This window comes from Pseudomonas sp. XWY-1 (assembly GCF_002953115.1).
Lineage (GTDB): Bacteria > Pseudomonadota > Gammaproteobacteria > Pseudomonadales > Pseudomonadaceae > Aquipseudomonas > Aquipseudomonas alloputida.
Genome location: NZ_CP026332.1, coordinates 3,330,024 through 3,344,714 on the forward strand (window position 1 = coordinate 3,330,024; position 14,691 = coordinate 3,344,714).

The 14,691-nt window shown below is 63.1% G+C and carries 11 protein-coding genes; 2 read left to right on the forward strand and 9 right to left on the reverse strand.

The genetic code is table 11. From position 1 onward, the window contains the following. Nucleotides 1-98: 98 nt before the first annotated feature. The 6 genes from PRJ_RS15490 to PRJ_RS15515 form a co-directional block, all read right to left on the reverse strand. Nucleotides 99-1,406, reverse strand: coding sequence for an MFS transporter (locus PRJ_RS15490; protein WP_177429911.1), 1,308 nt, complete (start codon nt 1,404-1,406; stop codon nt 99-101). 99 nt (nt 1,407-1,505) lie between these two features. Then, nucleotides 1,506-2,723, reverse strand: coding sequence for a fumarylacetoacetate hydrolase family protein (locus tag PRJ_RS15495; RefSeq protein ID WP_104961871.1), 1,218 nt, complete (start codon nt 2,721-2,723; stop codon nt 1,506-1,508). Nucleotides 2,724-2,743: 20 nt separating this feature from the next. Next, nucleotides 2,744-3,802, reverse strand: coding sequence for an Ldh family oxidoreductase (locus PRJ_RS15500; protein ID WP_104961872.1), 1,059 nt, complete (start codon nt 3,800-3,802; stop codon nt 2,744-2,746). Nucleotides 3,803-3,837: 35 nt separating this feature from the next. Next, nucleotides 3,838-5,379, reverse strand: a complete 1,542-nt coding sequence (locus PRJ_RS15505) for a UxaA family hydrolase (RefSeq protein WP_064493097.1) — start codon at nt 5,377-5,379, stop codon at nt 3,838-3,840. A 146-nt stretch (nt 5,380-5,525) separates the two neighbouring features. Further along, a complete protein-coding gene (locus PRJ_RS15510) occupies nt 5,526-6,497 on the reverse strand; it encodes a LysR family transcriptional regulator (RefSeq protein WP_104961873.1) in 972 nt (323 codons plus the stop codon). A gap of 27 nt (nt 6,498-6,524) precedes the next feature. Next, on the reverse strand, nt 6,525-7,472 hold the full coding sequence (locus tag PRJ_RS15515) for a LysR family transcriptional regulator (RefSeq protein ID WP_104961874.1): 948 nt from the start codon (nt 7,470-7,472) through the stop codon (nt 6,525-6,527). Nucleotides 7,473-7,573: 101 nt separating this feature from the next. Here PRJ_RS15515 and PRJ_RS15520 point away from each other — a divergent pair, with 101 nt between their 5' ends. Then, nucleotides 7,574-8,887, forward strand: a complete 1,314-nt coding sequence (locus tag PRJ_RS15520) for an L-fuconate dehydratase (protein ID WP_049586184.1) — start codon at nt 7,574-7,576, stop codon at nt 8,885-8,887. Nucleotides 8,888-8,953: 66 nt separating this feature from the next. Next, entirely contained in the window at nt 8,954-10,255 is a 1,302-nt protein-coding gene (locus PRJ_RS15525; RefSeq protein WP_104961875.1) for an MFS transporter, read from the forward strand. A gap of 127 nt (nt 10,256-10,382) precedes the next feature. On the opposite strand, the gene PRJ_RS15530 is transcribed toward PRJ_RS15525, so the two are convergent. The 3 genes from PRJ_RS15530 to PRJ_RS15545 all read right to left on the reverse strand — a co-directional run bounded on the left by PRJ_RS15530 (nt 10,383) and on the right by PRJ_RS15545 (nt 14,660). Beyond that, a complete protein-coding gene (locus PRJ_RS15530; RefSeq protein WP_104961876.1) occupies nt 10,383-11,738 on the reverse strand; it encodes a GntR family transcriptional regulator in 1,356 nt (451 codons plus the stop codon). Then, on the reverse strand, nt 11,738-13,123 hold the full coding sequence (locus PRJ_RS15535; RefSeq protein WP_104961877.1) for a hypothetical protein: 1,386 nt from the start codon (nt 13,121-13,123) through the stop codon (nt 11,738-11,740). The genes PRJ_RS15530 and PRJ_RS15535 overlap by 1 nt, the downstream gene beginning before the upstream one ends. A 514-nt stretch (nt 13,124-13,637) precedes the next feature. Continuing rightward, a complete protein-coding gene (locus PRJ_RS15545; RefSeq protein ID WP_014591301.1) occupies nt 13,638-14,660 on the reverse strand; it encodes a zinc-dependent alcohol dehydrogenase family protein in 1,023 nt (340 codons plus the stop codon). Nucleotides 14,661-14,691 lie beyond the last annotated feature (31 nt).

Below are 14,691 nucleotides of genomic sequence, written 5' to 3' on the forward strand. Positions count from 1 at the left end.
CACTGTTTATACATACAGATACCCCTCCATGACAAGCGCCGCGGGTCGCCTCAAGATCAACCAAGGGTTCAGGGGCTGCACTGCAGCCCCCGTAGCGTTCACGCCTGTTCAGTTGCGCCAGCCATCCCGCCCGCCTCGACCCTGGCACTGCCAATGGGTGCCTGTAGCAGCAGGAAGTACGCCACCGCCGAGCACAGCGCCACCACCGCGCTGATCATGAACGCTGTGGTGAACGAGCCCGAGTACTGGATGCTGAAGCCCGTCACGATCGGTGCCACCGAGCCTGCGATGTAACCGCCGAAGTTCTGGATCGAGCCAAACGAGGCCACGCGCTGGCTGTCGACAATGGTGTTGACGATCATCCAGGCGGTGGCACTGGCCATATTGATGCTGAACAGCGCCAGGCAAAGCAGCATGATGCACCCCGTCAGGCCGGTGACGAACGACAGTGGCAAGGTGAACAGCGCTGCCAGCACCAGGCCAGTGATGACACTGAACTTGCGGCTGCCCAGCACGCTCATGCCACGCCTTACCAGCCAGTCACAGAAGCGCCCGGCAACGATGGTCCCCGCCGCACCGAAGCCATACGCCAGCGACACCACCCAGGCGGTCTTGTACAGGTCCAGGCCATGCTCGCGCTCGAAGTAGCCCGGCAGCCAGGTCAGGTGCAGCCAGAGCATGTAGATCACCCCCATGAAACCCAACACCGCGCCCCAGGTACTGCGGTGCTTGAACAGATCAAGCCAGCCGGCAAAGTACGAAGCCTTCGGCGCGGTTGCAGCGGCGGCCGCAGCCGGGCGCTCACTCGGCAGCGGTTTGCCCTCGGCGGCAAGCTCTGCCAGAAAACGGGCCTTGCTCTTGTAGAAGGTCAGCCAGCACAGCGCCAGTACCACGCCGATCACGCCGGTAATGATGAACATGCCGCGCCAGCCAAAGTTGACCATGAACAGCGTCAGCAACGGCGGCGCCAGGCAGGGGCCAAGACAGGTCGACGACCAGACCACACCGGTCGGGGTGCCGCGCTCGTTGGCGTCGAACCACTCCGACAATGCCTTGGCCGCCGATGGGAACATCGGCGCCTCGCCAATCCCCAGCAACACCCGCAGGCCCATGAAACCGGCAAAACTGTTGACCATGCCAAACGCCGCCTGGGCAACCGACCAGCCCAGCAACGAGGCGCCGAGGGCGATCTTGCTGCCCAGGCGGTCAATGATCATGCCCATTGGCAACTGGGCAAAGGCATAGGCAATGGAAAACGCCGACAACAGGATGCCCATCTGCGACGGGCTGATCATCATGTCTTTCTGGATGGAGGTGTTGGCGATCGACAGCGCACTACGGTCCAGGTAGTTGACGATGCCGATCAGCAGCAGGAACACGACGGTAATGCGCTGGTACTTCTTCATTAGGTTCATGTGATGACCTTTATTATTATTGTTGCCGCGCTGTCAGCGCCTTGACGATCCCTCGATGATGCTGCGCCCCTCCCTGACGCAGCGAGCCGTTCAAAGCGGGCGGGCGGTGGCCGCGACCTCCAGCAGGCCACGCCGGCCGAGGTTGTCGATCAACGCGCGCAGGCCGAAGTCCCACTGCGGTGCCAGATCGCTGGTGGTCACGCGGTTGCACAGGGTACCCAGTTGCGGGTTGCTGATGCTCACCACGTCACCCGGTTTGTGGGTAAAGCCGTTACCCGGCTGATCGCGGTCCTGCTTGGGGGCGAACAGGGTACCGAGGAACAGCACCAGGCCGTCAGGGTACTGGTGGTTTTCGTTGAGGGTTTGCTGCACCAGGTCTTGCGGGTCACGGCTGATCTGGCGCATGGAACTGCGCCCGGAGAGGATAAAGCCGTCCTCGCCTTCCACCCGCAGGTCCACCTCGGCAGCACGCACATCGTCCAGGCCGAAGCTTTCGTCGAACAACCGCAGCAGCGGGCCCAGTGCAGTGGAAGCGTTGTTGTCCTTGGCCTTGGACAGCAGCAACGCACTACGCCCTTCGAAGTCGCGCAGGTTGACGTCGTTGCCGAGCATGGCGCCCTTGATGCTGCCATTGCTCGACACGGCCAGCACCACTTCCGGCTCTGGGTTGTTCCAGCTGGACTTGGGGTGGATGCCGATGTCGGCACCGTGGCCAACCGCAGACAGCGGTTGGGCCTTGGTGAACACTTCGGCATCCGGGCCAATACCCACCTCCAGGTACTGCGACCACAGGCCCTGCTCTACCAGCACCTTGCGCAGCGCTTCGGCCTGAGCCGAGCCGGGCACAATCTGCGACAGGTCGGCGCCAATGCGGCTGGCCAGGGTGTCACGGATGGCGTCGGCCTTGGCCGGGTCGCCCTTGGCTTGTTCTTCTACCACACGCTCCAGCAGGCTGGTGGCGAAGGTCACACCTGCGGCCTTCACCGCTTGCAGGTCGATCGGCGCCAGCAGCCACGGCTGGTGCGGGGTGCGCCGTGCAGGATCGCTGTTGTCCAGCAATGCCGGCAGCGCAATCAAGGGTTCGGCCAGCGGCAAGGCACGCAGGTAGGCCACCGGATCGTCCACTTCCAGCAGCGCCGAGACGGTCGCCACGTGGGTGCTGATGTCGTAGACGGCGCCGGCTTTCACCAGCACCACCGCCGGCCCCTGCTCCGGCAACCAGACGCGCCCTACCCAGTTGCCGCTGTCGAAAACGCTGGCATCATGGTTCACTGGCAGCGGTTGATTGGCGTTCGTTCGATCAGTCATCTGTGTTCCCTTGCTGTGCATCATTGGAAAAGTCCCGGCAGTTGCAACTGCCCAGCCACGCGCTCAAGGTCGGCTATCAGCTGCGGCGAAAGGTTCACGCCCTGCTCCAAGGCCTGTCGACGCAGGGCAAGGCCTGCTTGCCCCGGCAGGCGTACCGGGCGTTCGGGGTCGAGCGGGCGGCTTGCCAGAACCAATCCCCCCAGGAAGCTGGTTTCGTCGAGGAACGCCTCCAGGCCGCCGAACATGCGCGGGTCAATCACCAGCGCAGTGGCCGAGGCGCCCCACTGATCCGGTGCATCCTTGCGCCCATGGCCGGCCAGCCCCGAGGTGAGGGCTTCGACCAACAGCGCAAGGGCAAACCCTTTGTGGCCAAAGGCCTGGCCGCCGAGCGGCAGGATGCTGCCTTGCGGGCGGGTAAAGAAATCGCCCGGGTCATCGCTGAGCTGCCCGTCATTGCTCACCAGCACAGGGTGCGGCAGACGCCGGCCGGCATCGCGGCATTGGCCGACCAGGCCGAGGGTGACGGTGGACATGCTGACATCCAGCAGGATCGGCTCACCCTGGGTCGGGATACCGGCAGCAATCGGGTTGGGGGTGTACACCGGGTCGATGCCACCATGAGCACAGACCAACCCCACCGACGGATCCGACGAGTAGACCATGGCCAGCAACCCTTGGTCGGTGTATGGCTTGAGGTAGGCGGCCAGGCAGCCGATATGGGCAGCGCGGCGTACTACCGCAATACCGATGCCCTGCTTGGTCGCGCCCGCGGCCGCGCAATCCAGTGCCCGGCTGACGCAATAGGGCCCCAACACGTAGTGGCCGTCGAACAGGCTGGAAACACCACTGTCGGCGACCTGTTCCAGCGCTTGCGCGCGGGCCTTTACCTGCCCGCTGAGCATGCCGTCGATGTAGCGGCTGACCAGGTTGAGGCCATGGGTACGGTGGCCGAGCAGTTCGCCTTCGAGCAGCACCCGGGTCACCACCTGGGCGACGTCCACGTCGGCTCCGGCTTTCATGAACAGTTGCTCGACAAACGTGGTAAGCGCTTGCACGTTGTACAGCGTGGTTTGAATCATTGCAGTTGCCTCGCAAATGGGACGGGAGCGGTCGATCAGGTCACGGCGCCGATCTGCCACGGGACGAACTCGTTTTGCCCGTAGCCGTGCTGTTCGCTCTTGCTGCGTTCCCCGGAGGCAATGCGCAGCATCTGCTCGAAGATGAATGCGCCGCGCTCCTCGATGCTGGTGGAGCCATCGGCGATGCCGCCGCAATTGACGTCCATGTCCTCTTGCTGGTGCTCGAACACCCGGTTGTTGGTTGCCAGCTTGATCGATGGCGCCGGGGCACAGCCGTAGGCCGAGCCGCGGCCGGTGGTGAAGGCGATCAGGTTGGCCCCGCCGGCCACCTGACCGGTGGCCGAGACCGGGTCGTAGCCGGGGGTGTCCATGAACACCAGGCCCTGGGCTCGCACGGCTTGCGCGTACTGATACACATCGACCAGGTTGCTGGAGCCTGCCTTGGCCACTGCGCCCAGGGATTTCTCGAGGATAGTGGTCAGCCCCCCTGCCTTGTTGCCGGCCGAGGGGTTGTTGTTCAATTCGGCGTTCATACGCTGGCAGTAGTCTTCCCACCAGCGAATGCGCGCCACCAGCTTCTCCCCCACCTCACGGCTTACCGCGCGCCGCGTGAGCAAGTGCTCGGCACCATAGATTTCCGGGGTTTCGGAGAGAATGGCGGTACCACCGGCGGCCACCAGGCGGTCAACGGCATTGCCCAGTGCCGGGTTGGCGGTGATCCCCGAATAGCCATCTGAGCCGCCGCACTGCAGGCCGACCACCAGGTGGCGGGCACTGACCGGCTGGCGCCGTACCTGATTGGCCTCGGCCAACAGCGCCTTGACCTGGGCGATACCGGCAGCGATGGTTTTCGAAGTGCCCCCGATCCCTTGGATGGTAAAGGCGCGCAGTTGCGCACTCGCCTGCAGGCCCTGGGTTTCCAGCAGGGTTTCGATCTGGTTGGTTTCGCAGCCCAGGCCGATGATCAGCACGGCAGCGAAGTTGGGGTGGACGGCGTAACCGGCCAGGGTGCGGCGCAACAGGCCCAGGGCTTCACCGCTCGGGTCGACTGCGCAACCGGCACCGTGGGTCAGGGCGACCACACCGTCGACATTCGGGTAGTCGGCCAGCACCTCGGGGTGAATGTCACGGCGGAAATGGTCGGCCACGGCCCGGGCCACGGTCGCCGAACAGTTCACCGAGGTGAGAATGCCGATGTAGTTGCGGGTGGCGACACGGCCATCGGCGCGCACGATGCCCTGGAACTGCGCGGCGCTGCCTGGCAGGCTGCGGGTATCGACACCAAACGCATAGTCGCGGGCAAAATCGCCCATCTGCACGTTGTGCACATGCACATGGTCGCCAGCGTCGATCGCCTGGGACGCAAACCCGATGATCTGCCCGTAACGGCGCAACGGCTGGCCCTGCGCCACAGGCTCGGTGGCGAGCTTGTGGCCTGAAGGGATGGGCTGGCGCACGGTAATCGCCTCGGCATCCAGGCGCACGCCTGGCAGCAGGGCCTGGCGGGCGATGACGACGTTGTCCAAAGGGTTGAGGCGGATGACGGCGGGGTCACCGGATTTGGCAATCAGTTGCATGGGACCTCTCAGGGCGGAGCGGCTGACTTCTTGTTATGGCTGTAGCCACTGTAAGAAGCCTGGTGCCGCATTCCCAATGAGATGATCCGATCGAGCGATAACCTGGAGTTATCGCAAGGGTATTTCGGTGCGTGATCTTCAATCGGCTAGGGGCAGAACGCAGTATCTTCCGGAGATTGCCGCCGGCGTTGCGCGCCCTCCAGCAGAATCTCGACAAACGCCCTGGCGGAGGCGCTCAGCGGTTCATCCTTGCGGGTGACCACACCATACTCCAGCGCGGGCACCTGCAAAGAGCTGCGCAGCTCCTTGAACTGCCCGCTGGCCAACTGCGCGGCCACCATTGAGCGCGGCAGCATGGCAATCATCGGTGCCGATTGCAGCAACTGCAGGAACATCGGCATGGAGATGGTCTCCACGCAGTCGGCAGGCGTGGCGATTCCGGCCACCCGGAACGCCTGCTCCAGGCGGTTGCGGATGGGCGTACCTACCGGATAAAGCACCCACGGCCAATCGCCTAGCGCTTCAAGCGGTGTGTTGTCGAGCTGGTTGAGCGGATGCTCACTGTTCACCACCAGGCTGAAGGGTTCAGGCTCCAGCGGCTGGAAGTCGAACAGCTGACCGAAGCGTTCCTCGGTGAAGCGGCCAATCATGATGTCCAGCTTGTTCTGCTCGAGCATGGTCAGCAGGTGATCGCTGGAATGCTCCACCACTTCAATCGACAGTAACGGGCTTCGCGCCTTGATGGCGGCGATGGCCTGCGGCAATACCAATGCGGTCGCGGCAAAGATCCCGCCAACGCGGATGAAACCGTGCCCGCCGTTGCGCAGGCGGTTGACCTGGTCGACGAACTGTTGCGACTCGGCCAGGGCACCCTGGGCGTACCGCACCACGTATTCACCCAGCTCGGTGGGGGGCATGCTGCGAGGCAGGCGCTCGAACAGGGCAAAGCCGAACTGCTCCTCAAGGTCACGCAGCATTTTGCTGAGCGCCGGCTGGCTGAGGTTCATGCGCGTGGCGGTGGCGTGCATGTTGCGCGTGCGCGCCAGGGTGTCGATCAACACTAGGTGCTTGTAGCGGATCCAGTTGCAAAAACTGGAATGGGTCATGTCCGGCGGCATAGACGCAGGGCCTCATGCAGGTGAAAGTTATTGTGCTCGCAGGTAGCGCAGCAAGGTATCAAGGGCAACCGAATTGGGCCGCGAGCGCAGGGTCAGCACGCCGAGGTTGGCCATCGCCAGTGGCAGCTCCAGCGGCAGGATGGTGACCATGCCATAGCGGGCATAATGCTGGGCCACGTCATTGGGCACCACCGCAATCATTTCGGACGCTTCGAGCATGGCAGTGGTCGCCAGGATCGACGCGGTTTCGACGATATCCAGCGACTGCACCATGCCGCCGGCCTGCAATGCGCTTTCGACGCGACGGCGCATCGGGCTGCCGATGGGGTGCAAGATCCACGTCAAGCTCACCAGGTCGGCCAGCTGCAGCCCTGTGGCTGTCGCCAAGGGATGACCTGCGCGAGCAATCACACGCATCTGCTCACCGCCGTCGAACAGCTCGATATTCAGTTCCTGGCTGTCGCTCTGGTCCGGCAGGCGCCCCACCACCATATCGAAATCACCGCGTAGCAAGGCCGGCAGCAAGGTATCGCTGGTGCCCACTTCCAGCGAGATACGTACCTTGGGCTGGTCGCGCTTGTAGGCCAGCACCGCCTTGGTCAGTACGCCCGGTACCGGGCCCATGACGCTGCCCACCCGCACCAGGCCCAACGCCCCGCGCGCCAGTTCGGCGATTTGCGCCTGGGCATGATCGAACTCATGCAATGCGTTTTGCGCATAGCGAATCATCACCTCGCCATACAGCGTCGCTTGCATCCCCCGGGGCAGGCGCTCGAACAGACGTACCCCCAGGCGCTCCTCGAGCTGCTGTAGCAACAGGCTGGCGGCCGGTTGCGTGGTGTGCATCGCGGCGGCGGCGCGGCGCAGGTTGCCGAATTCACCCAGGGCATTGAGCAACGTGATCTGACGGCTGGAAATCTTCAAGGCACCGAGGCTGGCAGGCGCCTGGGCCTTGTCAGGTGGCAAGCGAGACATATCGAATCCGGTATCACTGATTAAGATTTGGCGATTATGCCTGTATCGCTCAACAACCTACAGTCAGGTCTCCCTGTGCCTGAGCAGAACAAGAGTCGACCATGAGCATACGCATTACCCACCTGAGCGTTCGCGATATCCGTTTCCCCACTTCGCTGTCGCTGGATGGCTCCGACGCCATGAACAGCGCCCCCGACTATTCGGCGGCCTACGTGGTGCTGCACACCGACGCTGCCGCCCTCGAAGGCCATGGCCTGACCTTCACCATTGGCCGTGGCAACGAGATATGCGCGGCGGCGGTGCAGTCGCTGGCCCCCTTGATCGTCGGCCTTACGCTCGAAGAAATCAGCGCCGACATGGGCGCTTTCTGGCATCGCTTTACCGTCAGCGACAGCCAGTTGCGCTGGCTGGGCCCGGAAAAGGGCGTGATCCACCTGGCCACCGCCGCCATCATCAACGCAGTGTGGGACCTCTGGGCCAAGCACGAAGGCAAGCCCGTGTGGAAACTGCTGGCCGACATGACGCCAGAGCAGCTGGTGCGCTGCCTGGACTTCAGCTACGTCACCGACGTGCTCACCCCCGAAGAGGCCATCGCCCTGCTGCGCCGCCAGGCGCCGGGCAAAGCCGAGCGCGAGGCACACATGCTGCGTGAAGGCTACCCCGGGTACACCACTGCCCCGGGCTGGCTGGGCTACAGCGAAGAGAAGATGCGCAAACTGGCCCGCGAGGCCGTGGCAGACGGCTGGACCCACATCAAACAGAAGATCGGGGCCGACCTGGAAGAAGATATCCGCCGCGCCAGCATCCTGCGCGACGAAATCGGCTGGGAACGCACACTGATGATGGATGCCAACCAAGTGTGGGGCGTCGAAGAGTCGGTGGCCAACATGCGCCGCCTGGCCGCATTCGAACCGCTCTGGATCGAAGAACCGACCAGCCCCGATGACATTCTTGGCCACGCCACCATTCGCCAGCGCATTGCGCCAATCGGTGTCGCCACCGGTGAGCATTGCCACAACCGGGTGATGTTCAAGCAGATGTTCCAGGCCGGTGCACTGGACTTCTGCCAGCTGGACGCAGCCCGCCTGGGTGGCTTGAACGAGGTCCTGATCGTGCTGCTGATGGCCGCCAAGTACGACGTGCCGGTCTGCCCGCACGGCGGTGGCGTCGGGCTGTGCGAATATGTGCAGAACATCGCGCTTTTCGACTACATCGCGGTTTCTGCCTCGCTGCATAACCGGGTGCTGGAGTACGTCGACCACCTGCACGAGCACTTCATCGACCCGGTGGTGATCCATCGCGGGCGCTACATGCCGCCACAACGCCCTGGCTACAGCATCGAGATGCACGCTGAGACCCTGGAACGTTACCAGTACCCCAACGGCGCCGTGTGGCTCGACATCAACCGTTCCTGACCCACAGACCTGAGTGTGCCGCTGCTGCGCGGCACACCACCAGCACTTTTCACGGGGAAAAAAACAATGACAACCCTCACCCGCGCAGCGGCTTGCGCCCCTGCCACCACCCATGAGCAGCGCTTGAACGGCCTGCTGCTACGCAAATTGATGCCACTGCTCATCATCGTCTACGTGATGAGTTTTCTTGACCGCACCAACATCGCCCTGGCGAAAGCCAGCATGGGCATCGACCTGGGCCTTTCGGCAGCCGCCTATGGCCTGGGCGCGGGCTTGTTCTTCCTCACCTATGCCTTGGCCGAAGTGCCCAGCAACCTGATCATGCACCGGGTAGGCGCGCGCTTCTGGATCACCCGTATCATGATTACCTGGGGTTTGCTCTCGGCGGGCATGGCCTTCGTTCAAGGTGAAACCTCGTTCTACATCATGCGCCTGTTGCTGGGGGTAGCCGAAGCTGGCCTGTTCCCCGGGGTAATGCTGTACCTGACCTACTGGTTCGACCGCGAACAACGCGCCCGTGCCACGGGGTACTTCCTGCTGGGTGTGTGCCTGGCCAACATCCTTAGCGGCCCGCTGGGCGGTGCCCTGCTGGAGCTGGACGGTGTACTGGGCTGGCATGGCTGGCAATGGTTGTTCGTGCTCGAAGGCCTGCCCGCCGTAGCCTTGGCCTATGTGGTGTGGAAGAAGCTGCCGGACGGTCCGGCCTCGGCGCCTTGGCTGACGGCTGCCGACGCCCAGGACATCGAGCGCCGCCTGGCCGCAGAGCAGGCGGCCGCACCGCAGCAGAGCAAGCTGGGGCAGATGTTCCGCGACCGGCAGATCTGGCTGGCAATCGCGGTCTACTTCGTGCACCAGATCACCATCTACACGGTGATTTTCTTCCTGCCGGGCATTATCGGCACCTACGCTGCGCTTTCGCCCTTCCAGGTCGGCCTACTGACAGCGGTGCCGTGGATTGCAGCAGCCATTGGCGCAGCTACCTTCCCACGCCTGGCCACCTCGCCGCGCCGCTGCCGCACGCTGCTGTTCTTTGGCCTGCTGACCATGGCGGCCGGATTGCTGCTGGCATCGCTGACCAACTCGTTCATCGGCCTGATCGGGTTTTCCCTGACCGCGCTGATGCTGTTCGTGGTGCAGTCGATCATCTTCGTCTTTCCCTCCAGCCGACTGAGCGGCAGCGCGCTGGCGGCGGGCTTGGCCTTCGTCACCACTTGCGGTCTGTTTGGCGGTTTCGTCGGGCCGTCGGTGATGGGCTTGATCGAGCAGACCACCGGCAGCACCCGCAACGGGTTGTGGATCATTGCCGCGTTGCTGGTATGTGCGGCGCTGATCAGTACCCGTTTGCGTCAGGGGCAAGAGCAACCCTGAGGAGAACTCAATTTACGCCCCCTGCAGGTGGCTCTTTGTGCTGCGAATGAACCTTGAGGTTTTCAGGCCGTCATTTCACTTGTCGGCCCTCTCGCAGTACTTGGCAGCACCTGCAAGCGTCTTGATTTCAACTTGTGAAGCGGGTGTTTCGCCCGCAGCGCACCTCAAGCGCCTGCGCCAGTCGCCTTACCGCCAGTTGCAGTTCATCCGGGCGCCCACCCAGCCAAATCAGCGCAAGGTGTTGAGGGTAATGCCCCGGCAGGCCGAACTGCTCGCCCGGTAGTGCGTGCAGTGCAGAACCTGCCAACGCTGCGGCAATACCGTCCCACGCCAGCGGCTGGCAAAAGCTCACCCACAGCATCTGCCCACCTTGCGGTATGTCGAAGACCACCCGTTGGCCGAATTGCGATTGCAGTACATGCGCCAGGTATTGCGTACGCCTTTGCAAGTCTGTGCGTTGCTGGCCCAGCTGCGTTTCGATTTCCCCCTTGCCGAGCATGTGAGCAAGCGCCTGCAAACGTAGCGGCGCAAGCCGAAACGCCCGTTCAGCGAATGCCTTGGCCAACACGGTGTCATGGCTCAGTAAATAGGCATACGGCGCCTCTGCCCCCACTGCGGCCTCGAACGTGCCCATCACCAGAAGCCAGCGCGGGTCGATCCAGTCACGCAGGCGTGTGCTCGGCGGCCCGTCGTAACAGAGCTCGCTGTCCAGGTCGTTTTCCAGCAGCCATACAGGGTGCTGGCCAAGCAAAAGACCAAGCTGCTGCTGGTAATACGGGGAAACCAGCCGCCCTTGTGGCATGCCCAGGCAAGACGGCATGACCAGCAGGCTTACCGGCTCGCTACCCAGCAGCTTGGCCAACGCGTGCAGCTCGGGGTTGCCACGGGCATCCAGTGGTGCCTCCAGCACGCGCATGCCGGCACGCGCCAGGGCGCGCAACACTTGCCAGCAACAGGGCGAATGCACCAATGCGGTACCACCTTGCAGGGCCAGCGCCGCGAGCAGCGTCTCCAGCAACGCGAGCACATCGGGGGCCAGATGGACGTCATCGGCATGCCAGTACTGGTTGGAGCAGCGGGTGTATCGCTCAGCCACGGCACTGCGCAAACGGGCGCTACCCAGCGCTTCCCAGGACGCAACGCTGCGATCACGCTGACGGGCCAAACGCCGTTCGTGACCAAGCAGCATGCGCTCCAACAGTGGCTGCGTCGGCAAGGGAGGCTGCCGGGCCACGGCCACAGCCTGATCTTTGCCACCGTTCTGTACGTAATAGCCCGACCTCGGCAGGCAGTGTACACGGCCCTCCTCTTCCAGCAGGCTGTAGGCACTTTGTACCGTCGCCAACGACACCCGCAGCCGCCGGGACAGCTCACGCAATGACGGCAACCGGCATGTGCCAACGCCTGCAGCTTGTTCGATCAACGCTTCCAGGTAGCGATACACCTTGCGATACGCGAACTCGCCTGGGGCCGCTCGCCCCATCAAGGCAGCCCCGCAACACCACGCCGCCGCCCCAACGCCAGCTGTGGCAGCAGCCTCAGGTGTACATCGCGGCGGGCCAGGTTGTTAAGCAGGCGCCATCCCGCCAACGGCAACTGCCCATCATAAATTTGCCGCAGTTGCCCCAACGGCAAGCCACTGGTGTTCACCAGCCAGGCTTTGACTGCATCGGGGCAGGGTTTGCCTTGCAAGGCCCTGTGCAGGTACGGCAACGCCACCACCATGTCGGCGTGCCGACACTGCAAGAACCGCTCGAGGTTTTTCCCCTGCCTGGCAAACGGGCTGAACAGCAGGCACACCAGTTGGGCCTGGTTGATGCCGTAGGCTTTGCCAAATAGCAACGGCACGGCGTCACGCTGCTTGCTGCCACCCGCCTGCCCTGCCAGCCTCAGCGCTGGGCGCCCGGCCAGCGGCTCCAGACTGCGGGCGCGCAGTTCATGCAGCTGTGCCGTGGCTAGCGAGTCGACGAATTCGGACAGCGGCAAAGCATCCGCAGCCGTCTCGAAGTGACAACCCAGCATCGCGTCAAGCTGCTGCTCTTCAAGCAAGTGCGGCAACAGGTCATCAATAGCGATCAGCCGTACCGGCGCACGCTCCGGTACGGCGCCTGGAACCGGCTCGTGCTGACCACACGGTGCGCCCCCAACAGCACCGTGCAATCGGCTCAGCCCTTGGGCCAGCGCCGCCAGGCACTGGTGCACTGCATGCGGGGCATGCACGCCGGCCAGGCGCAGGCTACGCCGGGCCCACGCCAGGTATCGGCGCCGCTGGAGCCCGGGCATGGCGGTGACCAACGCATCGGGAGGCACCGCTGCCTGCAGCGCCTGAACCACGGCGCCCGCCAGCTCCAGGTACAGGCGGCAACCCAGCAGGGCTTCCGGCCTGGCATCGATCATGTGGCCGAACATCAACATCGCGTCCCTCGCCAGCAGCCAGCGCTCAGGCATTACCGAGAGCCGACGACTGAACGGCACCACTGCGCGCCCCTCGATCATCTGCAATTGCACCCGCGGGTCATCCTGCATGAACAACGCGCTAAAACTGCGCTCGTGAGCTTCCAGCGTGGCGTTATCGGCAACCGGCAGGCTGACCACCAATACCCGCAGCTGGAAGGTTACCGGCGAACGCAGGGCAATGCTCAGCTGCGCGGCACGCAACATGGCCAGCAGCCGGCTGCTGCGGCGGTCGCTCCCTTGCAATACCTGCAAGCTGAAAGTACCGATGTACTCCGGCCCGCCTGCAGCGACCAACAGGCGTTGTATCAGCAACTGCAAGGAAGCGCGCTGCGCCTGGGACATGTGATTCAACAAGCGCTCGAGTACTTGCTGGTAGATATAATGCATCGCCTGGTCGTGAATAGCAGTCACGCAATCACCTCATCAACTTCATGCAGCCAGCGCATGCACCCAACATTTGAGCGTGAACATGCACCAAACTTACCTAGAAGAAATTTCCTACAACAAAATGAAAGTAATGACGTAACCCTTCACTGTCGCCAAGCCATCGAGAAAAAACCGCCCCTGCGATGGCCTGTCGCTGTCACATACTGCTCCATATCAGGCATAGCCATGCTCATCCCACGTTCCTTGCACAAACTATCATTGGGCCATTATCGAGAGGGAGGCAGCGCGAATTGAAGATACAGTTCAGGGTAAAAAAACCATTCAGCATCCGTGTCAGTTCACAGTGACTCGCAAGGCAAAAGCGTTCAAGGCTGATTATTTGCCGGGATATTTCTGACATCCCGAAAGCTACTGACTTATATGTAGTCCATATCGTGATTTATTGTAGGAACAGTCCTACTTTAAGTGTTGAATCACTTTATCCCGCGCACAAAAAACCCGGGACCTTGCCCGGGTTCGTCGCTTGCGCCATCCACCGTCAGTGATGCGCCATGTCCAGCACGACGCGCCCGCCGCACGGGCATTGGTCCATGTAGCGATGCGCCTCAACCACCTGCTCGAACGGGTACACCTTGATGATCTGCGGTGTCAGCAGCTGGTCGGCCGTGAACTGGTTGATATCGCGCAAGGCACGCTGCAGCGCCACCTGGTCCTGGCTGATGCCAAGCTCTGGCTTGCCGGTGAAGTTACCGATGCAGTGCACATAGAACTGAATGTTCTTCTGGAATGCCGCGCAGGCCGGGAACGGCGTCTGGTTGCCGCCTTGCAGACCGTACAGCACCAGGCTGCCACGCGGCGCCAGCACATCACCCAACAGCGACATCTGCGGGCCACCCATGCCGTCGAGCACCATGTCCACACCACGGCCATCGGTGTACTTGCCAATCTGCAGCAGCAGGTCTTGCTCTTCGGTGACGATCACTTTGTCTGCGCCCAAGCCCAGCAGGTAGTCACGCTGCGCCGCTTCCTTGGTGGCGGCGAACACTTTCAGCCCCAGGGCCCTGCCCAGTTGCACGAAGGCAGGCCCGGCGCAATGGCTGGCATCGGTGACCAGTGCTGTCTGCCCGGCCTTGGCCCGTGCCAGGTCGACGTAGGCGAAATAGGCGATCAGCAGCGGGGTGTAGTGCACGCTGGCCTCGATCGGAGTGAGCACATTCGGGTAGCGCGTGATGGCTGTACGGGGCAGTACGATGACATCGCCGTACACCGGGTGGTCGTTGGCACTGGTGGCCGGGAAGCTGGCGACCCGGTCACCGACGGCAATGTCATCGACCCCTTCACCAACCGCAGTCACCACCCCGGCCATTTCGTGACCGATCCCCGCTGGCAGACGCGCCTGGGACGGTGCCAGATTCTGGCGCCAAAGCACGTCATACCAGCTGACGCCAACCGCCTCGACGCGGATCTGCACCTCGTCGGCAGCGGGTGACGGTTCGGCCTGCTCTTCGCAACGGAGCACGTCGGCAGCGCCGAACTTGTGGAAACGGATCATGCGGGACATCGCATACCTCGCCTTTGTGAACCTCTAATTA